The 25600-nt window shown below is 73.2% G+C and carries 24 protein-coding genes; 14 read left to right on the plus strand and 10 right to left on the minus strand.

Annotation, left to right across the window (positions count from 1 at the left end):
* Window positions 1–89 precede the first annotated feature (89 nt).
* From OG617_RS14850 to OG617_RS14865, 4 genes are all read left to right on the plus strand, one after another.
* On the plus strand, window positions 90–1136 hold the full coding sequence (locus OG617_RS14850; RefSeq protein WP_405102222.1) for an NBR1-Ig-like domain-containing protein: 1047 nt from the start codon (window positions 90–92) through the stop codon (window positions 1134–1136).
* Between the two features lie 264 nt (window positions 1137–1400).
* Window positions 1401–2264, plus strand: a complete 864-nt coding sequence (locus OG617_RS14855) for a peptidoglycan-binding protein (protein WP_405102224.1) — start codon at window positions 1401–1403, stop codon at window positions 2262–2264.
* Between the two features lie 53 nt (window positions 2265–2317).
* Window positions 2318–3100: a peptidase inhibitor family I36 protein gene (locus OG617_RS14860; RefSeq protein WP_405102226.1), complete on the plus strand. Its 783-nt coding sequence runs from the start codon at window positions 2318–2320 to the stop codon at window positions 3098–3100.
* An 82-nt stretch (window positions 3101–3182) separates the two neighbouring features.
* Complete coding sequence (locus OG617_RS14865) at window positions 3183–4115, plus strand: SpoIID/LytB domain-containing protein (RefSeq protein WP_405102228.1); 933 nt, start codon at window positions 3183–3185, stop codon at window positions 4113–4115.
* Window positions 4116–4205: 90 nt separating this feature from the next.
* Here the strand turns inward: OG617_RS14865 and OG617_RS14870 are convergent, their stop codons facing one another.
* From OG617_RS14870 to OG617_RS14900, 7 genes are all read right to left on the minus strand, one after another.
* A complete protein-coding gene (locus OG617_RS14870; RefSeq protein ID WP_405102230.1) occupies window positions 4206–4820 on the minus strand; it encodes a DedA family protein in 615 nt (204 codons plus the stop codon).
* A gap of 42 nt (window positions 4821–4862) precedes the next feature.
* Entirely contained in the window at window positions 4863–6116 is a 1254-nt protein-coding gene (locus OG617_RS14875; RefSeq protein ID WP_405102232.1) for an adenylosuccinate synthetase, read from the minus strand.
* Window positions 6113–7078 carry a hypothetical protein gene (locus OG617_RS14880; protein ID WP_405102234.1) on the minus strand — a complete coding sequence of 322 codons (966 nt, stop codon included), beginning with the start codon at window positions 7076–7078 and terminating at the stop codon, window positions 6113–6115. The genes OG617_RS14875 and OG617_RS14880 overlap by 4 nt, the downstream gene beginning before the upstream one ends.
* A 10-nt stretch (window positions 7079–7088) precedes the next feature.
* Window positions 7089–7895 (minus strand): serine/threonine protein kinase, encoded by an 807-nt coding sequence (locus OG617_RS14885; RefSeq protein WP_405102236.1) that lies wholly within the window; start codon window positions 7893–7895, stop codon window positions 7089–7091.
* 164 nt (window positions 7896–8059) lie between these two features.
* Window positions 8060–8812, minus strand: a complete 753-nt coding sequence (locus OG617_RS14890) for an NUDIX hydrolase (protein WP_405102238.1) — start codon at window positions 8810–8812, stop codon at window positions 8060–8062.
* A gap of 94 nt (window positions 8813–8906) precedes the next feature.
* Entirely contained in the window at window positions 8907–9974 is a 1068-nt protein-coding gene (locus OG617_RS14895; RefSeq protein ID WP_405102240.1) for a MaoC/PaaZ C-terminal domain-containing protein, read from the minus strand.
* Window positions 9974–11332, minus strand: coding sequence for a 3-oxoacyl-ACP reductase (locus OG617_RS14900; RefSeq protein ID WP_405102242.1), 1359 nt, complete (start codon window positions 11330–11332; stop codon window positions 9974–9976). Before OG617_RS14900 ends, OG617_RS14895 begins: the two co-directional genes overlap by 1 nt.
* Window positions 11333–11388: 56 nt before the next feature.
* On the opposite strand from OG617_RS14900, the gene OG617_RS14905 reads away from it, so the two are divergent.
* From OG617_RS14905 to purB, 5 genes are all read left to right on the plus strand, one after another.
* Window positions 11389–12681, plus strand: a complete 1293-nt coding sequence (locus OG617_RS14905) for an acetyl-CoA C-acetyltransferase (RefSeq protein ID WP_405102244.1) — start codon at window positions 11389–11391, stop codon at window positions 12679–12681.
* A gap of 158 nt (window positions 12682–12839) precedes the next feature.
* Window positions 12840–13697 (plus strand): TNT domain-containing protein, encoded by an 858-nt coding sequence (locus tag OG617_RS14910; RefSeq protein ID WP_405102246.1) that lies wholly within the window; start codon window positions 12840–12842, stop codon window positions 13695–13697.
* Between the two features lie 29 nt (window positions 13698–13726).
* A complete protein-coding gene (locus OG617_RS14915; protein ID WP_405102248.1) occupies window positions 13727–13978 on the plus strand; it encodes a hypothetical protein in 252 nt (83 codons plus the stop codon).
* 174 nt (window positions 13979–14152) lie between these two features.
* On the plus strand, window positions 14153–14797 hold the full coding sequence (locus OG617_RS14920) for a hypothetical protein (RefSeq protein WP_405102250.1): 645 nt from the start codon (window positions 14153–14155) through the stop codon (window positions 14795–14797).
* 53 nt (window positions 14798–14850) lie between these two features.
* Window positions 14851–16275, plus strand: a complete 1425-nt coding sequence (gene purB / locus OG617_RS14925) for an adenylosuccinate lyase (RefSeq protein ID WP_405102252.1) — start codon at window positions 14851–14853, stop codon at window positions 16273–16275.
* A gap of 122 nt (window positions 16276–16397) precedes the next feature.
* On the opposite strand, the gene OG617_RS14930 is transcribed toward purB, so the two are convergent.
* Both OG617_RS14930 and OG617_RS14935 read right to left on the minus strand, forming a co-directional pair.
* A complete protein-coding gene (locus tag OG617_RS14930; protein WP_405102254.1) occupies window positions 16398–16964 on the minus strand; it encodes a YbjQ family protein in 567 nt (188 codons plus the stop codon).
* Between the two features lie 63 nt (window positions 16965–17027).
* Complete coding sequence (locus tag OG617_RS14935) at window positions 17028–17711, minus strand: S1 family peptidase (protein WP_405102256.1); 684 nt, start codon at window positions 17709–17711, stop codon at window positions 17028–17030.
* A 367-nt stretch (window positions 17712–18078) separates the two neighbouring features.
* Between OG617_RS14935 and purS the strand changes: the two genes are divergently transcribed.
* The 4 genes from purS (at window position 18079) to OG617_RS14955 (ending at window position 22672) form a co-directional block, all read left to right on the plus strand.
* Window positions 18079–18342 (plus strand): phosphoribosylformylglycinamidine synthase subunit PurS, encoded by a 264-nt coding sequence (purS, locus tag OG617_RS14940; RefSeq protein WP_387017176.1) that lies wholly within the window; start codon window positions 18079–18081, stop codon window positions 18340–18342.
* On the plus strand, window positions 18339–19022 hold the full coding sequence (purQ, locus tag OG617_RS14945) for a phosphoribosylformylglycinamidine synthase subunit PurQ (protein WP_396676492.1): 684 nt from the start codon (window positions 18339–18341) through the stop codon (window positions 19020–19022). Before purS ends, purQ begins: the two co-directional genes overlap by 4 nt.
* 64 nt (window positions 19023–19086) lie before the next feature.
* Window positions 19087–21912, plus strand: coding sequence for a phosphoribosylformylglycinamidine synthase subunit PurL (gene purL / locus OG617_RS14950; protein WP_405102258.1), 2826 nt, complete (start codon window positions 19087–19089; stop codon window positions 21910–21912).
* 4 nt (window positions 21913–21916) lie between these two features.
* Complete coding sequence (locus OG617_RS14955) at window positions 21917–22672, plus strand: 2-phosphosulfolactate phosphatase (RefSeq protein WP_405102260.1); 756 nt, start codon at window positions 21917–21919, stop codon at window positions 22670–22672.
* Window positions 22673–22794: 122 nt separating this feature from the next.
* On the opposite strand, the gene OG617_RS14960 is transcribed toward OG617_RS14955, so the two are convergent.
* A complete protein-coding gene (locus OG617_RS14960; protein ID WP_405102262.1) occupies window positions 22795–25062 on the minus strand; it encodes a carboxypeptidase-like regulatory domain-containing protein in 2268 nt (755 codons plus the stop codon).
* Window positions 25063–25193: 131 nt separating this feature from the next.
* Between OG617_RS14960 and OG617_RS14965 the strand changes: the two genes are divergently transcribed.
* Window positions 25194–25529 carry a sterol carrier family protein gene (locus OG617_RS14965; protein ID WP_405103714.1) on the plus strand — a complete coding sequence of 112 codons (336 nt, stop codon included), beginning with the start codon at window positions 25194–25196 and terminating at the stop codon, window positions 25527–25529.
* Window positions 25530–25600 lie beyond the last annotated feature (71 nt).

The following is a 25600-nucleotide window of genomic DNA, read 5'->3' on the forward strand; positions in this document are numbered from 1 at the left end:
CATCCATCACGATGATGGCCGCCGAGGCCCGTTCGGTACCTCTTACACGCTCTGGCAACGCCTGACGACGCGTCTGACATGGGGGATGAATGGAAGACCAGCGTGCTGCCGGTGAGTCGATTCAGGATGGCATGGCGGCCGAAAGGTTCGCCGAACAGCTGCGGATACTGCGGGCCGCCGTGGGCAACCCGTCATTCCGGAAGATGGCTGGATGGTCGGGCCGGATCTCGCACACGACGCTGCACGAGGCTGCCGCCGGGACCAGGTTTCCCTCGTGGGAGACCACGCGCGAGTTCGTCCGGGCTTGCGAGGCGGACGAGGTCCAGTGGCGGCGCCGATGGGAAGACGCTCAGCGCCCGGTGACAGTCCACGCCGTCCCGGACGGCGACCTGACGCCGGTCAGCACCGATTCCCCGGCCGCGGGTAGAGCTCCGGGCACTGTAGCCACAATGACGACCGGCGTCGTGTCCGCTGAGACGTTCCACGCCATGGACACTCCGGCGGCTGGCAGGCCCGTCGTGTCCGGCGTCGTCGCGTCTTCGGACCTCGTGCCGGAGGGCCAGCGCGCGCTGCGTGCCGCGGAGCACCCGCAGGCGGCGGAGGAGGACGAGGTCACGGGTGCGCGACGGCACCGGTTGCGGTGGCCCGCCGCTGCGGCGGCGGCGGTGGTCGTGGTGCTGGTCGCCGTCCTGGGCGCCACCGTCCGCGGCCGGTCGTCCCCGGACGGCTCCGGCGCCGTGACGGCGTCGCCGTCATCGGCAGGGTTCTCGGACGCGTTGATTCCCGGGGACTCGAGCCAGTTCGTCGCCGACGTCACCCACCCCGACGGTACGCGGGTGAAGGTGAACTCCCACTTCGACGTGGTGTGGGCGCTCGCGAACGTGGGATCGGTCGACTGGCACAACCGCTTCCTGGCGCGGATGAACCCCAACGGTGACGATGACGGTTGCCGGGTGCCGGATCGGGTGCCGATCGGCGACACGCCGCCCGGCGAGCAGGTGATGATCAGTGTTCCGGTCACCGCCCCGAGCCGCCCCGGGAAGTGCTGGGTCGGCTGGAAGATAGTAGACGAGCACGGGCAGGCCTACTTTCCCAGCCGCCGGCCGATTTACTTCATGGTCAACGTCACCGCCTGAGCACGCCTGGCGGCAACCGCGGTCAGGCCCGCAGAGCCGCCGCCCCGGTCGGTTTTCCGGGTCCCGGGTCGCCCCGACCGGTGTCAGGGCGCGAACGCTCGATGTCAGTCCCGGTTGCCACCCAAACTGACAACACCGCATCTATCGAGGTCAATGACGGTCTGACGGATCTGACAGGACAGCGGGGGTACCGAACAGCAGACCCCTTCTCGCAGAGTGATGTTCGTTCCGAACGCGACTCACTACCTACGAGGAGGATCGACCATGCGCCTTCCCTGGTTAGCCGTCGGGCTCGCCGCCGTGTGCGTGGCCAGCGGCGTCCCGGCCCACGCGTGGGCGGCGACACCCGGTGCCACAGCGCAGCGGACCGTCACCACGGCCGCGAGCCCCGTCGTGGACATGGAGGCCACCGTCCTGGCCGCCCAGATCGACCCCCGCCGTGCCGACGACACCCTGACCCCGGGGGCGAAGAGTTCCGTGCTCGCCGTCGAGAAGGCGCTCCAAGCCCAGAACCTGCTGAACGCGCAGTGGGTCGACGGCTACTTCGGCACCATGACCGTCTCGGCGTACGCGGCCTACCAGCGCTCGCTCGGCTACACCGGCCTGGCCGCGAACGGGCTGCCCGGCACGACGTCGCTGACGAGGCTCGGGCAGGACCGGTACACCGTCGGCAACACGATCGGCCCGGGCGCGAAGGTCCAGCGTGACGGGTACGTCGTCGACGCCCGTACCCAGGCGATGCTGGCCGAGGCCCAGTGCCTGCTCGGTCACACCCTGGTGCTCGAGCAGGGCTCGTACAACGTCGGGGGCGACCCGACCTCGGCCGGTACGCACGACGGCGGGGGTGTGGTGGACATCGCGGTCACCGGCATGACCGCGGCCAAGCGCACCGCCGTCGTCCGGGCTCTGCGCCAGGTCGGCTTCGCCGCCTGGGTCCGTAACCCGAGTCAGGGCGACTGGCCGTGGCACATCCACGCCGCGGCGATCAACGACACGGACCTGTCCAGCCAGGCGCAGCACCAGGTCGGCGACTACTACCTCGGCATGAACGGCCTGGCCGACCAAGGCCCGGACGACGGTCCCCGGATTCCGATCAAAACCTGGGAGCAGTACCAGCGCGGGCAGTGACCCGCACCCGATCCGATCCACCAACCATCGCTCAATGTCCAGGAGAGGACACCATGAACATCCGCAAGAGCCTCGCCATCTTCGGCGCCGCGCTCGCCATGACCACCTCCATCCTGGCCGTCGCCTCGCCGGCGTCGGCGGCGGCCCGGGACGGAAGCTGCGACAGCGGCGAGTTCTGCTACTACTACAACAGCAACCAGGCCGGCTCGATCTCGGACTTCACTGATTCGCTCGGCGACTACGGCACGACTCAGCCGTCGTGCTACGAGTTCAAGGGTGCCGGCAGCGGCCAGGGCGTGTGCGTGAAGAACAACGCCGCGTCGGTGTGGAACCGTACCGGGAAGACCGTGCGGGTCTACTTCAACAGCAACTTCGCTGGTGCGAGCCAGGACTTCGCGTCCGGGGCGTCGGGCAACCTCAACGCCACACTGAAGAACAACAACGCCTCGCACGAAATCGTCGGCTCCGGCGACGGCACCTACCCGGCCGACCCGCGCGCGGCCGAGGCTGTCGCGTTCGCGAGGGCGCGGATCGGGCACACCGACTGGAACAACCAGTGCGAGCTGTTCGTCGAGCGGGCGTTCGGCACCAGCGGCCGGTTCGCCACGGCGCTCACGCACTACAACTGGCAGAAGAGCAACGGGCGTATTCACACCGGCTCGGTGCCGCCTGCCGGAACGGCGGTGTTCTTCACGTCCACCACGTATGCCGGGCACGTCATGCTCTCCATCGGCGGCAACAGCGCCATCAGCACCGGACCGAGCGTCTACCAGACCAACTCGTTCCGGAGTCGGTCCGACTACCTGGGCTGGGCCTACGTCCCGAGCGGCTGGTGACCCGGCATGCGCTCGCACGTGCACCTGAGCAGGGCCCAGGCCAACTTCCAGCAGATGCTCCACTTCTGATCGGCGGCCGCGAATGAACATCCTTAGAAGAGTTCCGGGCATTCTGGCCGTCCTGGTGGTGGCGCTCGCCGGCGTCGCGGTGGCGCCGGGCACGGCGTCCGCCGCCGGCCGCGACGGGGCCTGCGACAGCGGCGAGTTCTGCTACTACTACAACAGCAACCAGGCCGGCTCGATCTCGGACTTCACTGATTCGCTCGGCGACTACGGCACGACTCAGCCGTCGTGCTACGAGTTCAAGGGTGCCGGCAGCGGCCAGGGCGTGTGCGTGAAGAACAACGCCGCGTCGGTGTGGAACCGTACCGGGAAGACCGTGCGGGTCTACTTCAACAGCAACTTCGCTGGTGCGAGCCAGGACTTCGCGTCCGGGGCGTCGGGCAACCTCAACGCCACACTGAAGAACAACAACGCCTCGCACGAGCTGCTGGGCACGGGCGGGCCGACGGGCTGCACCACCGACGGCACCAACAGCAAGTTGCCGAGCACCATCCTCGTCTACCGGGTGGGTCTCGGGCGAGTCGACCGGGTCGACTTCAAGACGTACGTCAAGAACGTCCTCCCGAACGAGTGGGTGACGAGCTGGCCGAACGCCTCGCTGCAGGCCGGTGCCGTAGCCGTCAAGAGCTACGGCTGGTACTGGGCGCTGCACTCGACCCGGAAGACCTCCGGCGGACAGTGCTACGACGTCCGTGACGACACCGCCGACCAGGTCTACCGGCCGTCGTCGGCGCAGGCGTCGACGTCCTCCGCGGTGGACAGCACCTGGTCGACCCGGATGACCCGGAGCGGCAACATCCTGCGGGCGCACTACTGCGCGACCACGACCGCGTGCGGTGGCTGGGTGACCGGGGACTGGATGTCGCAGTACGGCTCGCGTGATCTCGCGAACGCGGGCTACAACTACCAGGCGATTCTGCGCTACTACTACAGCAACGTGGTTATCTCCTGACATCACGCGCCAACCGCGCCGCCCGCCGCAGATCCGCGGCGGGCGGCGCGCTCGTGGCTGCGGCACGTCTCGGCGCCGGAGGCGGCGCGGCTACCGGCCGGCGGCGCGGCGGTGGGCGCGGCGCCGCAGCTGGCGGATCGCCTCCAGCAGCCCGGTGATCGCGACCGACAGCCCGACGCCCACCAGCACACCCGCGACGGGATTCCGTTCGAAGGCCAGCCCGCCGAAGTAGCCGAGCAGCCCGCAGTAGACCGCCCAGGATCCCGTGGCCAGGGCGTCGAAGAGCAGGAACGACCGCAGCGGGTACCGCACGGCGCCCATCGTCAGGGTCACGGCCGTGCGCCCGCCGGGCACGTACCGGGCGGTCATGAGGATGACGCCGCCGCGCCGGTCCACCGCCCGGCGGGCCCACTCCGATCCGCTCCGTCGGCGGCTCTCCGCCGGCAGCCGGGCCAGCCGCTGCGCGCCGCCGCCCCGGCCGATGGCGTACGACAGGTTGTCGCCGGCCAGCGCGCCGACCGCCGCCACCACGATCACTGCGGTCAGGTCGGGTTGCCCGCTCGCCGCGAAGACCCCGGCGGTGACCACGACCGTCTCGCCGGGGACCGCCGGGAAGACGGCGTCCACTGCGGTTACCAGGAAGATCACCAGATAGACCCATGGCGAGGTGACCGTGTCGTGGAGCAGGTCGAGCACCGACTGCATGCCCTCATGCTCTGCCGCCGCGCCGTCAGGAAGGGGCCCTTCCTATACAAAAGGCGTTGACAAGGTGCCCTTCCTTACCGCCTTGCCCTCGGAGGTGGGCGAGCGGGAGGTGAGCACCACCGGGACGCCGAGCGCCTCCTCCACCGCCGAGGGCCAGTCGGCCGGCGGGCCGTCGTCGTACACCGGGCGGGCCGCCAGCAGGCGGGCGGTGAGCGCGGCCTGCCGGTCCAGGTCGCCGGGCGGGCCGGGCTCCAGCCGGTCGGCGGTGTCGTAGCGGCGGCAGATCCGCAGCCCCCGGTCCGCCAGGTCCAGGTGGGTGAGCGCGAGGCCGTCGACCCCGCCTGCCACCTCCAGGGCGTACCGGTGGGCGACCGCATCGAAGTGGCCGAACCGGAACCGCCCCTGCCACGGGTTGGTCGGGTTGCGCGGGTCGGCCAGCGGCAGCGCCGGATCCTCGGTCACCAGCGGCCCGGGGCCGTGTCGGGTGGTCGCGATCCGCAACACGCCCAACCGCTCGGCCGCGCCGGGCTGGCCCGCCTCGGCGAGCAGGGCGTCGGCGTTGGTGAACGTGGTGGTGCTCCACGTCGTGTACGGGTGGAAGCCGTGCCACTCGTCGAGCAGCACCCCCTGCGCCCCCTCGAAGACGCAGGTCCCGGCGCGCAGCACCCCGGCCAGGTACGCCCGGTCGACGATCGCCACCCGGTCGGCGAACCCGCCGAACGCGGGCAGGCAGTCCTCCACCGGCGGGGCGTCCAGCGGGCCGAGCTCGGCGGTCAGCCGGTCGCGCAGCGCGGCGAGCCGGCGGCGCAGCACCGCCGGGGTGCGGCAGTCCGCCACCCGTGGCGCCTCGTCGGGGTGGGCGAGGCCGTATGCGACGGTCTCGCCCACCCCCAGCCCGCAGGAACCGTGCCGGTCGGCTCCCCGGGCCAGCTCCCGGGCCCGGTTCGCGGCCCGGTGGTACGGGGTCGACAGCAGCGCCTCCCCGTCGACCGTGAGCCGGTCGAGCGCGTCGGGCACTCCCACCGAGGCGAGGTGGTCGGCCTCGGCGGCCAGGGCCAGTGGGTCCACCACCACGTGCCGCGCCAGGTGGGTCCGCACCCCGGGGCGGAACGTTCCCGCCCCGAACTGCGCGAACGTGTGGTGCCGCCCGTCGCGCAGGACGACGTTGTGCGCCGCCTGCGCGCCCCCGTTGAAGCGGACCACCGTGTGGACCGGCCGGGTCCCGCACAGCCAGTCCACGACGGTGCCCTTGCCGGCGTCGCCGTAGCCGAGGTCGACCACCGTCACGTGGTTCACAGCCGGGTGACCCCCCGGGCCGACGGCGGCGCCGACGGGGCCGGCAGCGAGCACACCTGGTCCCGCGGGCCGCCGCCGAGGCGGGCCAGCGCCTTCGACACCGTGCCGGTGGCCGTCGACCCGGCCCGCTCCAGGTCCTGAAGGCCCTGGTCCAGGTCGACGGCCTGCTCGCCGAGGCCGACGGTCAGCGCGATGGTCTCGCAGACGGCGTCCAGGTCGTCCAGCACGACGGCGTTCTGCCCCAGCAGGTCCCGCCAGAAGTCCAGCACCTTGGCGTTGCCGGCGTAGTGGCTGCCGGCGGGGAGCAGGTAGTACGTGTCCCAGCGCCGGGTCACCTCGTCGACGATCTGCCGCAGCGGCACGTCCTCGCCCAGGTCGTCGCCGATCAGCCGGCTGACCTGCCGCCGGTCGACGCGGGGGTAGGCCAGCTCGTCGCCGATGATGAACAGGTAGCCGCGCCGGCCCCGCTTCTCCCAGCAGTCGGCCACCGTGTGCCGGGCCATGTAGTACATGGCCAGCTCGTACGACTCCGTCATCTGGCCGCCACCGCCGCCCTCCAGCACGATCCGGCCGAGGTCGTCGTCCATCCGGTTGTCGGACTCGAACTGCCCGACCTGCAACGGCACCCGGTCGCAGGTGGCGTCGCCGATCGCGCCGAACATGATCTGCGGGTCGCGGGCGTACCCCTGGCGCAGCAGCAGCCCGAGCAGCTGCGGCAGCTTGGTCTGGAGGGTGCGCGGCACGTGCCCCATCGAGCCGGTCACGTCGAAGAGCACCGAGATGGCCGTCGACTGCGGATGCTCGGCCGAGTCGCGGCTCTCCCGTCCCGAACCGCGCGGGTCGAGGGCGGGGTGCACGGTGCGCGCCCCGCTGTCGCTGTAGGAGAACGCGCTCTTGCCGGTGGCCCGGCGGTAGCGGTCGGCGGCGTCGTACACGTCGGTGGACCACATTCCACTGCCCATGGCAGCCTCCCTAAGGGTTGAGGGTGAAGGGTCGAAAGGTGCGCGGCCCGTAGAGCCGCTCCAGCACCTCGTCTAGCTCGCCGAGCAGGCGCCAGGCGTCGTCGGGCCGGGCGCGCAGGGCCGGGCGGCGGCAGCCGTCGGCGAAGGCGCGCAGCTCGCGCGGGGCCCGGTCGCCCATCAGCCAGGTCATACATCCGGCGGCCATCGCCAGGTCGGTGCCCGGCCCGCAAGGCCGCCTCGCGGCGACCTCGGGCGGGTACCAGTCCTCGTGGCCGGGCACCAGCGCGGGGATCGCCCCCTCGCCGACCACCGAGAAGCACCAGTCCACGAGCACCACGCCGTGCCCGTCGGGCTCGATCAGCACGTGCCGGGGGAGCACCGCGCCGTGCACCACCCCGGCCTGGTGGGCCAGGCCGAGGGCGACCAGCAGCCGCCGCCACATCCAGGCCGCGTCCCGGGCGTCCAGCCCGTCCGGGTACGCCCGTCGCACCTCGTCCAGGCTGTGCAGCCCTGCGGCGGTGGCCAGCACGCTGATCTGCCGCTGGGCGCCGGTCGCCGCGTCCCGGTGCCGGAAGGAGTCGACGAGCCGGGGCACGTACGGCAGGTAGCGCGGGTCGCCCCGTTCCTCGACGGTGCGCAGGGCGTGCGCCTCGCGGGCCATCAGGTCGTTGTCGGTGGGGTTGCGGGGCAGCTTGAGTAGCCGGTCCGCCCCGACGTCGTACAGGTCGGCCAGGTCGCCGGTGTGGGCGAGCGGGCCGAGCCGGTACGCCCCGAGGATGAACACCTGGTTGGCCCGCCAGCGGGTGGTGACCCGCACGAACGCGTCGGTGGCCTCGGCGCGTACCGCCTCGTCGAGCGCGCCCAGCCGGTCGGGGTGCAGGGCCGCGACCAGCTCGCGGTACCGGTGTGCCGGCGCGTCGGCGCCGAACAGGTCGGCGTCGGTGCGGGCCGTCGCGACCAGCCGGATGGCCTCGTCGGTCCTCAGCGCACCGTCTCCTCCCGGTCCGGGCGCAGCAGCGCCGGGTGCAGCAGCCGGGCGTCGCCGGCGCGGTAGAGCTTGGCGCGGGGGCCGCCGCGGGTGCCGCCGCGCTCGGTGCTGGTGCCGGTGCTCTCCACGAAGCCCGGCACGGAGAGCACCTTGCGGTGGAAGTTGCCCGGGTGCAGCGGGTGCCCCCAGACCGTCTCGTAGACGGCGCGCAGCTCGGTGACGGTGAACTCGGCGTCCAGGAAGCGGGTGGCCAGCGGGGTGTACTCCAGCTTGGATCGCGCCCGCTCCAGCCCGTCCTCGATGACCCGGGCGTGGTCGAAGGCGAGCTGCCGGCTGGCCAGCGCGCTGACCGGCAGCCAGAGCGCCTCGTCGGCGTCGCTGCCGGCGGCCGGGTCGGGCAGGTCGGGGGCGAACGCGAGGTGGGCCACCGAGACGACCCGCATCCGGGGGTCCCGGTCGGGTGCGCCGTAGCTGGCGAGCTGCTCCAGGTGGATCCGGCGCAGCCGCTCGCCGCCGAGCCCGGTCTCCTCGGCCAGCTCGCGGCGGGCCCCGGCGGTCAGGTCTTCGCCGGGGTGGACGAAGCCGCCGGGCAGCGCCCAGTGGCCCTCGAACGGCGGCACGCCCCGGCGGACGAGCAGCAGGTGCAGCGCGCCCTCGCGCATGGTCAGCGCGACCACGTCCACGGTCACGGCGATGGACGGGTAGTCCTGCGGGTCGTAGACGGCAAGGAACTCCTGCTCGTTCATGTCGTCTCTCTCACTCTGAGAACAACTCAATGTGAGAACAACCTAGCCCACGAAAGAGTGAACGGCAAGCCCCCGGCTCAGCAGGGGTGAGCGGTCAGCGGACGGCGCCCGCCAGGTGTGGGCGGCCGGTGCGCGCGTCGTGCAGCGCGAACGCCCAGGCCGCGCCGTCGGCGGTGGCGCTGAGGGCCACCGTGGACGGCAGCGGCACCGGCAGCTTGAACGCCACGTCGACCGTGTACGCGTCCGGCAGCCGGCTCTCCAGGGCGGCCAGGCAGCGGGCCTTGCTCCACATGCCGTGTGCGATCGGGCGCGGGAAACCGAACAGCCGCGCCCCGAGCCGGGAGGTGTGGATCGGGTTGTGGTCACCGGAGACCCGGGCGTAGTCGGTGCCCACCCGGGGCGTCACCCGCCAATGCGCGGTGGCGGCCGGCGCCGGGGGCCGCTCACCCCGCTCGCCCCGATCGCGTCGCTCGCCGCCGCCGGCCGCGCGCTCCCTGCCGAGGTACGTCGAGACGCCCCGCCACACCTCCTCCCCGCCGACCGACCCGACGAGCACCACGTCGACCTGCCGGCCCCGGTCGTGCGGGCGCAGATCCTCGGCGTACGCCCGGAAGTCCAGCGTCTCGCCGGCCCCGACCGGCCGGTGCACGGTGATCCGGTTGGCCACGTGCACCAGGCCGACCAGCGGCATCGGGAACTCCGGCGCGGTCATCAGCCGCAGCGCCAGCGGGAAGCCCATGACGTGCGGGTACGTCGCCGGCAGCCGGTCGGTCAGCCGGAACCCGCAGACCCGGTCGTAGTCGGCCAGGTGCGCCCGGTCGACGGTGACCCCGGCAACGGTCAGCTCGACCCCGGGCAGCACGTCACCGCGCCGGCGGCCGGCCCCGGGCAGGGCCCCGAGCAGGGCGCGCCGGTACAGCGGGCCGGCCTGCGGCAACCGGGGCAGCTCCACGGCCGCCCGGCCGCCCGGGTTGTCCGGGTCGCCCTGGTCGCTCGGGCGGGCGTACCCCGATAGGTCGTGCGTCTCCTCGGTGACCGGGTCGGGCCCGGCCGGCCCGGCGGCCCGGACGGCGGCCAACTCAGCGGCGGAGATGACCTCCGTCGGCCCCTCGATCAGCTCGTGCACCGACAGGTCGTCGGCGTGGTCGTCCGCCCTGCTCATCACGCCCCCAGCAGGCTCTGGCCGCAGACCCGGACGATGTTGCCGCTGAGCGCGCCGCTGGCCGGCCAGGACAGCCAGCCGATCGTCTCGGCCACGTCCACCGGCAGGCCGCCCTGGGACATGCTGTTCATCCGGCGGCCCGCCTCCCGGACCACCAGCGGGATGCGGGCGGTCAGCCGGGTCTCGATGAAGCCGGGGGCGACCGCGTTCACACTGATCCCGCGCTCGCGCAGGACCGGGGCGAGCGACTGCACCAGGCCGATCACCCCGGCCTTTGAGGTGGCGTAGTTGGTCTGGCCCCGGTTGCCGGCGATGCCGGCGATCGAGGAGACCGAGACGATCCGCCCGCCGGCCGGGATCAGCCCGCGCTCCAGCAGCACGTCGTTGATCCGTTCCTGGCTGGAGAGGTTCACGTCGAGCACCTGGTCCCACCGGTCGGCGTCCATCCGGCCCAGGGTCTTGTCCCGGGTGATGCCGGCGTTGTGCACCACCACGTCGACATGGCCGTGCCGGCCGGCCAGGTGGTCGGCGAGCCGGGTCGGGGCGTCCGGGGCGGTCAGGTCGAGCTGCACGGCGGTGGCGCCGATCTCGTTGGCCACGGTGGCCAGCTCGTCCCCGGCGGCCGGGACGTCCAGCGCGACCACCCGGGCCCCGTCGCGGGCCAGCACCCGGGCCAGCGCCGCGCCGATGCCCCGGGCCGCCCCGGTGACCAGGACGACCTGGCCGTCCAGCGGCCGGTCCCAGTCGGCCGGCGGCCCGGCCTGGCCCGCGCCGACCCGGACCACCTGCCCGGAGACGTACGCGGACCGGCCGGAGAGCAGGAACCGCAGGGTGGCCTCCAGGCCGGTGGTCGTGCCCGCGTCCCCGGCCGGGGTGACGTGGACGAGCTGGGCGGTCACACCCCGCCCGAACTCCTTGCCGATGCTGCGGGTCAGCCCTTCGAGGGCCCGCTGGGCGGTCGCCTCGCGCGGCGAGCCGCACTCCTCGGGCGGGGTGCCCAGCACGATCACCCGGCCGCTGGGCAGCACCGAGCGGGCCTGTGGGTGGAAGAAGTCGTAGAGCTGGCGCAGGCCGGTGGAGTCGGTGATGCCGGTGGCGTCGTACACCAGGGCGGCGTGCCGCCGCTCCGGGGCGGGCGCGGCGGCCGGGTCGGCCAGCTCGACCCCGGCGGCGGTCATGATCTTGCCGACCTGCTCGGCGAGCCGGCCGCCGGTGGCCGCGCCGAGCAGCACCGGCCCGGGGACCAGCGGGTCGCCGGGGGTGTGCCGGCGCAGTCGTGGCGGGTCGGGCAGCCCGAGGCGCTTGACCAGCGCGCGGCCGGCCCCCGATCGGACGAAACTCGCGTACCTGTCGGTCATAGGCGTAGCCTACTGGCCAGTAGGTTGTGGGCAAGTCCTGAATTGGAGGCGGGATCGTGCAGAGCATCCGGCGGGTCGCGGTCATCGGCGGCAACCGCATCCCCTTCGCCCGGTCCAACTCCCGGTACGCCAGCGCGTCCAACACGGACCTGCTCGGCGCGGCGCTGGACGGCCTGGTGGCCCGGTTCGGGCTGGCCGGGCAGCGGGTCGGCGAGGTCGTCGCGGGTGCGGTGCTGAAGCACTCGAAGGACTTCAACCTGACCCGCGAGGTGGTGCTCGGCTCCCGCCTCGACCCGCGCACCCCGGCGTACGACATCCAGCAGGCCTGCGGCACCGGCCTGGAGGCGGCGATCCTGGTCGCCAACAAGATCGCCCTCGGGCAGCTCGACGTCGGCATCGCCGGCGGCGTGGACACCACCTCCGACGCGCCGCTCGCGGTCAACGAGGAGATGCGCCGCACCCTGGTCCGGCTCAACAGCGCCCGGACCCTCGGCGAACGGCTGAGGATCGCCGCGAAGCTGCGCCCGTCGCAGCCGTTCCAGCCGGAGATCCCGCGCAACGCCGAACCGCGCACCGGGCTGTCGATGGGCGAGCACGCCGCCCGGACCGCGCTGCGCTGGGACGTCGACCGGCAGGCCCAGGACGAGCTGGCGCTGCGCTCCCACCAGCGGCTCGCCGCCGCGTACGAGCGGGGCTTCTTCGACGACCTGATGACGCCGTACCTCGGGCTGACCCGGGACCAGAACCTGCGCCCGGACACCAGCCTGGAGAAGCTCGGCTCGCTGAAGCCGGTCTTCGGGCACAGGGGCCCGGACGCCGACCGGGCCACCATGACCGCCGGCAACTCCTCGCCGCTCACCGACGGCGCGTCGACGGTGCTGCTCGCGTCCGAGGAGTGGGCGCGCGAGCACAGCCTCCCGGTGCTCGCCTGGTTCAGCTGGTCCGAGACGGCAGCCGTGGACTTCGTGCACGGCGACGAGGGGCTGCTGATGGCCCCCGCGTACGCCGTGCCCCGGATGCTGGCCCGGGCCGGGCTGACGTTGCAGGACTTCGACCACTACGAGATCCACGAGGCGTTCGCCTCCCAGGTGCTGGCCACCCTGGCCGCCTGGGAGTCGCCGGAGTTCTGCAAGGACCGGCTGGGCCTGGACGCCCCGCTCGGCGCGATCGACCGGGACCGGCTCAACGTCAACGGCTCGTCGCTGGCCGCCGGACACCCGTTCGCCGCCACCGGCGGGCGGATCGTCGCCACCCTGGCCAAGCTGCTCGCCGAGAAGGGCAGCGGGCGGGGGCTGATCTCGATCTGCGCGGCCGGCGGCCAGGGCGTGACGGCGATCCTGGAGCGCTGACGCCACGGCGTTCGACCCCGCCGGCCGGAGCGGCCGGCGGGGCAACGGGTGATCGTGGGCGGTCAGCCGTCCCGGTGTAAAGCGGATGAATCTCCACATCAGTTACACAACCTCTCAAGGATAAGGGCAGCTCGCTGTCCTATTCCTGGAGGTTCGTGATGAAGATTCCTCGTTGGGCGCTGGCCGCCGTTTCCGGGGCGGCCCTGGCGCTCACCCCCACCGCCGCGCAGGCCGCGGCCCCGAACGCCACCGATCAGGCCAGCGCGTCCGCCCCGGGTGCCATCGATCCGGCCGGTGCGGCTGCGTCCCGCCGGGCGGGCGGGCTCCGGGACGGTACCGGGCGGGCCGACGCCGGCCAGCCGCAGCCGCCGACGCCGACGCAGGGCCTGTGCCGCCCAGGCGCCCCGCCGAACGCGCCGCCAACCACGGTCCACTTCGACGGCAACCCGCTGCTCGGCCCCGCCGCGCTGCCCGGCGTGCCGCCGGTCGGCCCGCTGCTCACCGGCTACCAGCGCATCGGCGGCCTCACCGCGACCGAGTTCCTCGCGCAATACGGCAACGCCACCCGGACCGGGTACGTCTACCCACCCGCGAGCGGCTTCGTCCTCGGCCCCGACGGCCGGCCGATCAAGAACCAGCAGACGCTGCTGCCCGGCTACCGGCTCGACCGCTTCGGCTTCCCGGGTGGCGCGTTCCTCGCCCCGCTCGGCACGCCGTTCAGCGCCCGGTCGCTGCCGCCGTCGAACCTCAACACGCCGGCCGACGCGCCCCTGTCCAACTACCACGTCTACTGCGTGATCAGGCCGTTCCCGGTCGACTCCGGGCCGATCGCGCCCTGGTTCGCCCAGTCCGGCCTGGGCACCCAGTTCCAGCTCAACCCGGCGTACCTGCCGCAGGCCGGGGCCGGCCTGAGCATCACGTGGCTGCTTCAGAACGGGTACCTGGTCGAGGAGGACCTGACGGCGGCGGCCTGCGCCGCCCCGCTCCAGCGCGGCTACGCTCCCGCCGTCTGCTGACGACAGGAGACGCGGAGGGGAGGCCGGGCGTGGACCGGTACGAGGTGCGCGGCGCCCTGCTGGCGGCGGGGCTGTCACCGGACGCCTTCGAGATCGAGGACGTGCACGAGCACGTGCCGGTCCCGCCCGACTTCTGGTTCCTGCGCCGCTCGCCGGACGGGCGTTGGGAGATCGGCCTGTACGAGCGCGGCGTGCACGACGTCCGCCAGGCGTACGACTCCGAACAGGCTGCCGCCGCCGGCCTGTACGCCGCGCTGACCGGCCGTCCCGCGCCCGGCTGAGCCGGACCCGTCGTCCCACTGAGCCCGTCGTCCTACTGAGCCGGACCCGTCGCCGGCTTCCGCCGGCCTTCCCGACGGTGTTCGCGCAGGTCGGATCGCTCTTGCTGGATATGCCTACCTTGGGTGCCAGCCCGCCCGGACGTCCCGGTGGCGGTGCCTCCTCTAGGAGTGGTCATGCCCGGTCGAGCTCTGCTCCGCCCCGCTGCCGTCGTCGTCCTGGCCACCGCGCTCGCGGCCAGCGGCTGCACGTCCACCGCCACGAGTTCCACGGAATCCACCGCGTCGACCACCGTGACCGAGGCCCCCGCCGGCCCGCCGACGCCGACCCCCGCCGACGGCGGCACCGGCGACAGCGGCTCCGGCCCCGGCCCTGGCGCGACGGCCAGCACCGGCGCGACGGGCGGCGGCTCGACGGGCGGCGGCTCGACCGGGGGCGGCGCGAAGGGCGGCGGCACCGGCAGCAGCGGCGGCCAGTCCGGCACGAAGTCGACGTCGAACGCGCCCACCATCACCTACTTCCGCGTCGCCGACAAGCCGTTCTGTCCGGCCGGGACCAACATCAACCCGATCGCCGGGGGACCGGTCCTCGTGGAGTGGAGGGTCACCAACGTCGACTCCGTCGCCCTCTCGATCGACGGCCCCGGCATTTACGCCGACGACTACCCGTCGGCCGGCAGCGAGGCCTTCCTCTTCCCCTGCTCGGGTGGGGAGGGCGACATCCAGAAGCACACGTACACGCTGACCGCGCGCAACTCCCACGGCAAGCAGACCAAGACCATCGTGGTCAGCGCCCCGGTGCACGACGTGCCCACGGTGTGAGTGCCGGTGGCCTGGCTCGGGTGACGAGCCCGACGTGCGGGAGAATGAGGTACGTGACGACGATCCCGAACGTGCTCGCCCACCGGTACGCCTCGCCCGAACTGGTCGCCCTCTGGTCGCCGGAGGAGAAGGTGCGGATGGAACGGCGGCTCTGGCTCGCCGTCCTCCGCGCCCAGCGTGATCTCGGCGTGGCCGTCCCCGACGGGGTCGTCGAGGCGTACGAGCGGGTGCTGGACGACGTCGACCTGGCCTCGATCGCCGAGCGCGAGCGGGTCACCCGACACGACGTGAAGGCCCGGATCGAGGAGTTCAGCGCGCTCGCCGGGCACGAGCACGTGCACAAGGGGATGACCTCCCGGGACCTCACCGAGAACGTCGAGCAGCTCCAGGTCCGTGCCTCGCTGGAGCTGGTCCGGGACCGGGTCGTCGCCACGCTGGCCCGGCTCGCCCGGCTCGCCCACGAGCACTCCGGGCTGGTGCTGACCGGCCGCTCGCACAACGTCGCCGCGCAGGCCACCACGCTGGGCAAGCGCTTCGCGTCGGCCGCCGAGGAGCTGCTGATCGCGTACGAGCGGCTGGTGGACTTGATCAACTGGTACCCCCTGCGTGGGATCAAGGGCCCGGTCGGCACCGCCGCCGACCAGCTCGACCTGTTCGACGGTGACGCCGCGAAGGTCGTCGAGCTGGAGCGCCGGGTCGCCGAGCACCTCGGCTTCTCCCGGGTGCTGGACAGCGTCGGCCAGGTCTACCCACGCTCGATCGACATGGCGGTGCTGGCCGCACTGGCCCAGGTGGCCGCCGCGCCTTCGTCGCTGGCCACCACGATCCGGCTGATGGTCGGCCAGGAACTGGTCACCGAGGGCTTCAAGCCGGGCCAGGTGGGCTCCAGCGCGATGCCGCACAAGATGAACACCCGGTCCAGCGAGCGGGTGAACGGCTTCGCGGTGATCATCCGGGGGTACCTGTCGATGATCGGCGAGCTGGCCGGCGACCAGTGGAACGAGGGGGACGTCTCCTGCTCGGTGGTCCGCCGGGTCGCCCTGCCGGACGCGTTCTTCGCCGCCGACGGGCTGTTCCAGACGTTCCTTACCGTGCTCGACGAGTTCGGGGCGTACCCGGCGGTGATCAACCGGGAGCTGGAGCGCTTCCTGCCCTTCCTGGCCAGCACGAAGATCCTGGTCGGGGCGGTCCGGCGGGGCGTCGGCCGGGAGGCCGCGCACGAGGCGATCAAGGAGCACGCGGTCGCCGTGGCGTTGGCCATGCGCGAGCGGGGCGCCACCGAGAACGACCTCTTCGACCGCCTGGCCGGTGACGAGCGACTGGGCCTGTCCCGCGCCGACATCGACGACCTGGTCGCCGACCGCACCGCCTTCGTCGGCGCCGCCGAGGCCCAGGTCAACGCGGTAACCACCCGCATCGCCAAGATCGTCACCACCCACCCCACCGCCGCCACCTACTCCCCACCCCCCATCCTCTAACCCCACCGCCACCCCCCTCGCCCCGGTGATCAAGAGGTTTGCGTCAGAGTTGATCTCCAGATTGACGTAAACCTCTTGATCACCGGGGTGGGCCCGGGTGGGGTGGGCCCGGGTGGGGTGGGTTAGGAGTTGCGGGTGGGGGTTTCGGCGGCGGAGCTGAGGTTGGGGGCGCTGGCCGGTTCGGCGATGCCGCCGGGGGACCCGGTGATCGCCGGGTCGTTGGCCGTCTCGGCCGCGATCATGGGCTGGTCCGGGGGCATGATGTCCGGGGTCTTGGGGGCCACGATCACCGCCGTGCCGTACGCACAGATCTCCATCCACATCTCGCCGCAGTCCCGGCTGTCGAAGCGCATGCCGATCACGGCGTTCGCGCCGAGGCGGCGGGCCTCCTCGCCGAGGCGGGCGACCGAGTCCGTCCGCCAGCGGGTCAGGTTGTCCGGCGCCATCGGGTCGTACGCGCCGCCGCGGAGGTTCTTCACCCCCTCGCGGTACGGGTTGCGCGTCCTGGCCATCGAGGACACCACTTCGCCGAGGATCTGGCGGACTTCGTAGCCGGGCAGTTGATCCGTCGTCACGACCAGCACGGTTCGATGCTGTCGCACCGGCCGGGGGGCGGTTCGTCGGCCGTGGTCAGCTGACCGGATGCTGCAAAACGGGTCGGCGCGGACGGCCGGCGCTCCGCCGACCATCCGCGCCGCCCGCGGTGTCAATCACCCGACATGCCCCAGACGGGGTGCCGGGAAGGGTGACCGTCAGACACCGGCCACCGAGGTGATCCAGGCCCTGTTGTACGCGACACTGCCGTAGTTCTGGATGCTCGACCCGTCGGCGGTGGAGGCCACGCCGACCTGCCGGCCGCTGTAGAACTGCGGGCCGCCCGAGTCGCCCCGCCACGCGTTGCCGTTGATCCGGGTGCTCCGGATCGCCTGCCCGCCGTACGCGTCGGTCGCGCTGGTGCTGGTCACCTGGACGCTGGCGGTCTTGAGCTGGCTGGAGGCGGAGCAGCCGCTGTAGCAGGTCATGCCCCAGCCGTAGATCGTGTTGGTGGAGCCGACCGGCGGGTTGGCGCTGGCCAGCGTGACGGTGGACGTGCTGACCGTGCTGGACAGCCGCAGCAGGGCCAGGTCGGAGCGGGTGTACGAGGCGCTCACGGTGCGGGTGGTGCCGCCCGAGGCGTAGTAGACGCTGCCGACCCGCACGGACATGGTGCCGCTGACGCAGTGCCGGGCGGTGAGCACCCACTGCGCGGCGATGACGCTGCCGGAGCAGGTGAACGAGCCGTTGCTGAACACGGCGGCCGCCCACGGGGCGGAGGAGACGGTGCCGCCGCCGATGATCGGCTGGGGGCCGGCTGGGGCGGCGACTGCGCCACTGGCGGCGCCCAGGACGCCGACCAGGGCGGTGCCGACCACGGCGAGCAGGGAACGGATACGCATCGGGACGTACTCCTTGCCTCTCGGACCCGGGATCGCCGGGTCGGTCACGCCGGTGGGGGTCACGGGTCACCCGCCGGCTCAGCATTGAGCTTTGTCGATGGATAGTAGGGGTTGGCGCGTCTTGCGGCAAGAGTGCTATCGAGGCTGAGCGATGTAACAATTTGGCTCTCCGTGGCGTGGCGAACGGCCTGCTCCGGAACGTTTCACGCATGACCGGACATCGTGCGGCCCAGCGCTCCGCCGTTATGTTGATCACTGCCTGAACTGCCCCCGGCCGGTGCGGCTGAGGCGGTATCTGCCAGGTAGGCTGGCTGCGCTCGCCCGTTGTGGGTCGGCACCCAACTGCGTACACAGTCAGGAGTGCCCAGTGCCTCGCGTCGTCGTCGACGTCATGCTCAAGCCCGAGATCCTCGATCCTCAGGGCCAGGCCGTCGCAAACGCGCTGCCCCGGCTCGGCGTCAGCGACGTCGCCTCTGTCCGGATCGGCAGGCGGATCGAGATCGAGTTCACCGGTGAACCGGACCTGGACCGGGCCCGGGAGATTGCTGACAAACTGCTCGCCAACCCGGTCATCGAGGACTTCACCGTCCGCGTGGTCGAGGCCGACGAGACCGTGGGCGCACGCCCGTGACCGCGCGGGTCGGTGTGGTGACGTTCCCCGGTTCGCTCGACGACGGGGATGCTGCCCGGGCCGTCCGGATCGCCGGAGCCGAGCCGGTCCGGCTCTGGCACGGCGAGGCGGACCTGCGCGGGGTGGACGCCGTCGTCCTCCCCGGCGGCTTCTCCTACGGCGACTACCTGCGCTGCGGGGCCATCGCCCGGTTCGCCCCGGTGATGGAGACCCTGGTGGACGCCGCCCGGGGCGGCCTGCCCGTGCTCGGCATCTGCAACGGCTTTCAGATCCTCTGCGAGGCCCACCTGCTGCCCGGCGCGCTCACCCGCAACCAGCACCTGCACTTCCGTAACCGGGACCAGGCCCTGCGGATCGAGGCCGTCGGCACGGCGTGGACGAACACGTTCCAGCCGGGCCAGGAGGTGCTGATCCCGGTCAAGAACGGCGAGGGCTGCTACGTCGCCGACGCCGCGACGCTCGACCAGCTCGAGGCCGAGGGACGGGTCGTCGCCCGCTACGTTCGCGGCAACCCCAACGGGTCGCAGCGCGACATCGCCGCGATCACCAACCCGGCCGGCAACGTGGTCGGCATCATGCCGCACCCCGAGCACGCGGTGGAGGCGCTCACCGGCCCCTCCCTGGACGGCCTCGGCTTCTTCACCTCGGTGCTCAAGCACCTGGTGGGGGCCCCGGCGTGACAGTGCGCGGCACCATCGGTCGGCTCAACCGCCCCTGCGGCGGCGAGCGCAGCGAGGAGAGGTCATGACCACCCATCCGGACCCGGCGGTACGGGAGAACCCGGGCGGCTTCCCGGCCGTCCCGGCGGAGCCGTTCACGGCTTCCGTGGCGCCGCAGCCCGGCCCGGTCGCCCCGGCCCGGCCCGTCGAGGTGGTCCGCCACCCCGACCAGGCCCGGTCCGCGCCGGCCGGCGACTGGGCGCACGGCCCGGACACCGTGCCGCGTGCCGCGGACACCCCCGGCGAGCTCCAGCCGTACGCCGAACTGGGCCTGCGCGACGACGAGTACCACCGGATCCGGCACATCCTCGGCCGCCGCCCCACCCAGGCCGAGCTGGCCATGTACTCGATCATGTGGAGCGAGCACTGCTCCTACAAGTCGAGCAAGGTGCACCTGCGCCAGTTCGGCGAGAAGGCCCCGCCGAGCGACCGGCTGCTCGCCGGCATCGGCGAGAACGCCGGCGTGGTCCAGGTCTCCGACGAGCTGGCCGTGACCTTCAAGGTCGAGTCGCACAACCACCCGAGCTTCGTCGAGCCGTACCAGGGCGCGGCGACCGGCGTCGGCGGCATCGTCCGGGACATCCTCGCCATGGGCGCCCGCCCGGTCGCCGTGATGGACCCGCTGCGCTTCGGCGCGGCCGACCACCCCGACACCGCCCGGGTGCTGCCCGGCGTGGTGGCCGGCGTCGCCGGCTACGGCAACTGCCTCGGCCTGCCCAACATTGGCGGCGAGGTCGTCTTCGACCCCTGCTACCAGGGCAACCCCCTGGTCAACGCGCTCTGCCTCGGCGTGCTTCCGGTCGACCGGTTGCAGAAGAAGGAGGCCGCCGGCCCCGGCAACGTCGTGGTGCTGATGGGCGCTCGGACCGGCCGGGACGGCATCGGCGGCGTGTCGGTGCTGGCCAGCGCTACCTTCGACGAGGGCAGCGAGAAGCGCCGCCCGTCCGTGCAGGTCGGCGACCCGTTCATGGAGAAGCTGCTCATCGAGGCCTGCCTGGAGCTGTACGACGCCGAGCTGGTCGTCGGCATCCAGGACCTCGGCGGCGCGGGGCTGACCTGCGCGCTCACCGAGACCGCCGCCTCCGCCGGCACCGGCATGCGGGTCTGGCTGGAGCGGGTCCCGCTGCGCGAGGCCTCGATGGAGCCGCAGGAGATCCTGGCCAGCGAGTCCCAGGAGCGGATGCTGCTGGTCGTCGCCCCGGACAAGCTGGAGGCGGTGCTCAAGATCGCCGAGAAGTGGGGCGTCTGGGCCACCGCGATCGGCGAGGTCACGGCGCCGTCCCCGGACGGCCAGCCGGGCCGGCTGGTGATCACCTGGCGCGACCAGCTCGTGGTGGACGTCCCGCCGGGCTCGCTGGTCGACGACGGGCCGGTCTACGCCCGCCCGATGCGCGAGCCGGCCGACCTGATCCTGCTCCAGGCCGACCGGGCCGAGACGCTGCCCCGCCCGTCGACCCCGGAGGCGCTGCGCGAGACCGTGCTGCGCATGATCGCGTCGCCGAACCTGGCCGACAAGACCTGGGTCACCGAGCAGTACGACCGGTATGTGCTGGGCAACACCGTGCTCGCCCAGCCGGAGGACTCCGGCGTGATCCGGATCGACGAGCGCACCGGCCTGGGCGTCGCCCTGTCGCTGGACGGCAACGGCCGGTATGCCCGGCTCGACCCGTACCACGGCACGAAGCTGGCGCTGGCCGAGGCGTACCGGAACGTGGCGGTGACCGGCGCGAAGCCGATCGCCGTGACCAACTGCCTCAACTTCGGCTCGCCGGAGGACCCGGGCGTGATGTGGCAGTTCGCCGAGGCCGTGCGCGGCCTGGCGGACGGCTGCCTGGAGCTGGGCATCCCGGTGACCGGCGGCAACGTCAGCTTCTACAACCAGACCGGCGCGGCGGCGATCCACCCGACCCCGGTGGTCGGCGTGCTCGGCGTGCTGGACGACGTGGCCGAGCGCGTGTCGATGGGCTTCGTCCCGCGCACCGGCGGCGATCACGACCAGCTCTTCCTGCTCGGCGAGACGCACGTGGAGCTCTCCGGCTCGGAGTGGGCCTGGGTGACCCACGAGCACCTCGGCGGCATCCCGCCGCAGGTCGACCTGTCCCGCGAGCGGCAGCTCGCCGAGCTGCTGGCCGAGGCCGCCCGGGTCGGGCACCTCAGCTCGGCGCACGATCTGTCCGATGGTGGCCTCGCGCAGAGCCTGGTCGAGTCCTGCCTGCGCCGCGGGGTCGGCGCGCAGATCGCGGTGCCGGAGCACTTCGCCGGCGGCTCGATGCCGTTCGTCTTCCTGTTCAGCGAGTCCGCCGGGCGGGTCCTGGTCTCGGTGCCGCGCGGCCACGAGAAGGCGTTCACGGCCCTCTGCGCCGAGCGCGGGGTCCCGTGGGAGATCATCGGGGTCACCGACCAGGCCGGCGGCGCCCTTGAGCTGCGCGGCCAGTTCCGGATCGGCCTGGACGAGCTGCGCGCCGTACACGGCGCCACGCTGCCCCGGCTCTTCGGCGGGCCGGAGCCGACGGAGGCCGCCCCGGCCGGGCGGGACACCGCTCCGGCGGCGACGGAGGCCGCCTCGGCCCCGACGAAGGCGGTCGACACCGTCGAGGGTGACCGGGAGGCGGCGGCCCCCGTCGCCGCACCGGCCGATCGGGTGGCTCCGGAGCACACCGGGTCCGCCCTGGCCGACCGGACGGCCGCCGACATGACGGCGGCTGCCGAGGCTCCGGGCGGGGTGTCCGGGCAGCCGGTCGACGGCGGGCCCGAGCGGGCCGACGGCGCGGAGCGCGCCACCGGTCCCTCCGGGGCGACCGAACCCGACGCCGGTGGCGCCGACCGGTCCGCCGCGCCCGATCAGCGCTGAGGCGATGGCCGCGGCCGTCTTCGCCCAACCCGGCTCCGGCGCCCGGTTCGACTGGGGGCTGACCGGCGCGGCGGAGCTCGGCCGCGTCTGCGCCGTCCTGGTGGTGGTGGATGTGCTCTCGTTCACCACCACCGTGGAGGTTGCGGTCGCCCGGGGGATGCGGGTGCACCCGTTCCCCTGGGGCGAGCAGGCGGCGGAGTACGCGCGCCGGGTTGGCGCGGTCGCCGCCGTGGGCCGCCGGCAGATGACCCCGGAGCATCCGTGGTCGCTCTCCCCGGCGGCGCTGCGTACCGCGCCGGTCGTCGCCGACCTGGTGCTGCCGTCGCCGAACGGCTCGGCGATCAGCGCCGCCGCCAGCGCCACCGGGCTTCCGGTGGTCGCCGCCTGTCTGCGCAACGCCCGCGCCGTCGGGCGCTGGCTGTGCGAGCGGGGGTACGGCTCGGTCGACGCCCCTATCGGCGTGATCGCCTCCGGCGAGCGTTGGCCCGACGGCGCCCTGCGGCCCTCGGTGGAGGACCAGCTCGGGGCGGGGTGCGTGCTCGACTCCCTCTCCGGGGTGCCCGGCGGGCTGTCGGTGGAGGCCGCGATGACCCTCGCCGCGCTGGCCAGCACCCCGGACGTGCCGGCCGCCGTGCGTGGCTGCGTCTCCGGCCGGGAGCTCGTCGAGGGCGGCTTCGCCGGCGACGTGGAGGTCGCGGTCCAGGTCGGCGTCTCGGACGTCGTCCCGGTGCTGCGCCAGGGCGTCTTCTCGGCCGCCTGAGCCGGCTCGCCCGCCCCTCGGCCGGTCCTTCTACGTCATCCCCTGGCCCCGACGGGCGAGAGCGGCTGCCCGACGGGGCAGCCGCTCTCTGCGTCGCGGTGCGGGCGGTCGACCCGCGAGGGTCAGTCGTCCAGCCAGTCCAGCCGGCGCCCGCCCCGGTCCTGCTGCGGCGGGCCGTCGGGTCGGGCCTGATCCGGCTGGGCCTGGTCGCCGTAATAGCCGCCGCCCTGCCGCTGGTCGTAGCCGGCCGGCTGGTCGTATCCGTGGCCCTGCGGTGAGGGCTGCTGGCCGTAGCCCCCGCCCTGTTGCGGGGGCTGCTGGCCGTAGCCCCCGCCCTGTTGCGGGGGCTGCTGGCTGTACCCCCCGCCCTGCTGCGAGGGCTGCTGGCCGTAGCCGCCACGCTGTTGCGGGGGCTCCTGGCCGTAGCCGCCGCCCTGCTGCTGGTCGTACCCGCCAGCCTGGCCGTAGCCGCCCTGCTGGCCGTAGCTCTCGCCGCCGTAGCCGCCGCGCTGGTCGTAGCCGCCGCCCTGCTGACCGGCGTCGTAGCCGCCCTGCTGGCCGTACCCGCCGCCGGTGGGTTCGCCGCCGCGGCCGTACTGCGGAGGCGACTCCGGCTGGCCGTAGCTGTGGCCTTGGTCGGCCTGGTAGGTGCTGGTCGGGTACGGGTCCGCCGGAGGGGTGTACGAGCCGGTGGCCTCGCCGGTGTACCGGCCGGTCGGCTCGTCGTAGCGCTCGCCGTAACCGCCGCCCTGGCCCGGGTAGCCCTCGGCCGCCGCGTCCGCCGGTGCGCCGTAGCCCCGGCTGCCGTAGCCGCCGCCGGACGCTGGGGCGTCGGTGCCGTACCCGCCGGGCGTGCCGCCGTACCCGCTCCCGGAGCCGTACCCGCCGCCGGTCGAGGTGGGGGCGGTGCCGTAGCCGCCGCCGGAGGCCGGGGCGTCGGTGCCGTGCGCGCCGTACCCGCCGGTGGAGGTGGGGGCGGGCGCGTTGCCGTAGCCCCCGGCCCCGGAGGCGGGCGCGTTGCCGTAGCCGGCCCCGGAGGCGGGCGCGTTGCCGTAGCCCCCGGCCGCGCCGTAGCCGCCGCCCTGGGGTTCGGCGCCGTATCCGCCGCCGGCTCCCCAGCCGCCCTGCTGGCCACCGGGGCCGTACGTGGGTGGCGGGGCACCGTACGGGTCCGGCGGGACGTCGTCCACGATCGGCTGGTGCATCATCGTCGGCGCGTCGCTGAGCGAGGTGCCGCCGATCATCGTCGGGTCCGGCCCGCCGCCGACGCGGTTGACCACCCGGGTCTTGTCGTCCGCCCCGTGGTACGCCCCCCGGGCGGCGGGCACCGCGCCCGCCCCGGCGGCACCGGCCGGGGCGTCGTCGTCGGTGTCGTCGCCGTTCTCCCGGCGCTTCATCCAGAGCAGCACGATGGTGCCGACGCCGATGGCCACGAACAGGCCGCCGAGCAGGATGAGCAGCAGGGATCCGAAGCCGGACTCCTCCTCGGTGGAGGTGTTCTTCTGCGCGGCCCCCGGGGTGGCCGCAGGGCTCTCGTCGGCGGCGTCCTCGGTCGGCTCGTCGGTGGGCAGCGGCTCCTCGGTGGCCGACGGGGTGGGACTCGGGCTCACCTCGACCTTGATCGCCAGGCTGATCCGCTGACCGGTCACGCTCTGCCCGGCGCTCGCGTCGAAGGACTTGGTGGTACGGATCTCGCCCTGGACGGCGCCGATGCCGATCCGGCCCGGCGTGATCGGCCGGTCCTTGCTGCCGGTGAAGCGGAAGTTCCCGCTGCCGTCGCTGGTGGTCTCGTAGTGGTGGCCGCCGCTGTCCTGGAGCATGACGATGGCGTTCGGCACCGCCGCGCCGTTGGCCGAGGCCACCACCTTGCCGGAGACCGACTTGACGGTCTGCACCTGCTCCTGCGTCGGCGCCGGCGCGGCCTTCGCCTTGACGCTGAGCTGGAAGGTCCCTGTGCCGGCGCTGGACTTGTCGGGCTCCACCCGGACCGTGACGGTGACGCCGCCCGCGTCGGGTGCGTTGTCGCTCGCCTTGATCGTCAGGAGCTGGGTCTTCGGCGACTGACCGTTGAAGCTGAACGGGCCGCAGCCGCCCGTGCAGCTCACCCCGGAGGGCAGGCCGCTGAGGCTGATCCTGGCGATATCGTCGCCGTCGCGCGGGGTGACCTGGACGGTCACGGTGGCGTCGCTGCCAGCGTTCAGGTTGATCGAGCCGGGCGAGACCGCGACCTCGGCTGCCAGGGCGGGTGCGGCGGGGGCGGCGAGCAGGACGCCGACCACCAGCGCCACGACCACACCGGCCCGCTGCTTCCAGGCACGTCGGTGTGTTGACACGTCCACCGCCTTCCGGTCTGACTTCCCTGGCCGGCGGGGCGCCGGGCCGGGGATCATCACGGTACGAATACGCCGTCGGCAACTATGCCTTGTCTGACCGGATCGGCGCGACCCAGGGCCGCGTCGAAAGCGCCGGAGCCAGGTCGTATCGTCCCGTCGTGTCCTCTCCGCACACAAAGTCCGCAGCCGTGGCCGCCGCACTCGCCGCCCTCGACGAGGGTCGTACGCCCGAACGGTCGGTGTTCCGGGAGGCGGTTCGTGCCCTGTTGACCACCCTTGCGGACCGAGTCCCCGGCCGATCGGTGGAGGTGCGTGTCCCACCTTACGGCGCAGTTCAGTGCATTCCCGGTCCCCGACACACCCGTGGCACCCCGCCCAACGTCGTCGAGCTGGACCCGACCACCTGGCTGGAGCTGGCGACGGGCCGCCTGAGCTGGGCGGAAGCGGTCGCCGAGGGCCGCGTACGGGTCAGTGGCGTCCGCGCCGACCTCTCCGCGCACCTCCCGCTCCGACCGAACGACTAGCTCCCGTGGCTGTCACGCAGCGGAGCCTGACGGTGACTTTCTGTATTGACGCTCATTCGCGTACACTCTGA

It is taken from the genome of Micromonospora sp. NBC_01412, assembly GCF_045040215.1.
GTDB classification, from domain to species: domain Bacteria; phylum Actinomycetota; class Actinomycetes; order Mycobacteriales; family Micromonosporaceae; genus Micromonospora; species Micromonospora rubida.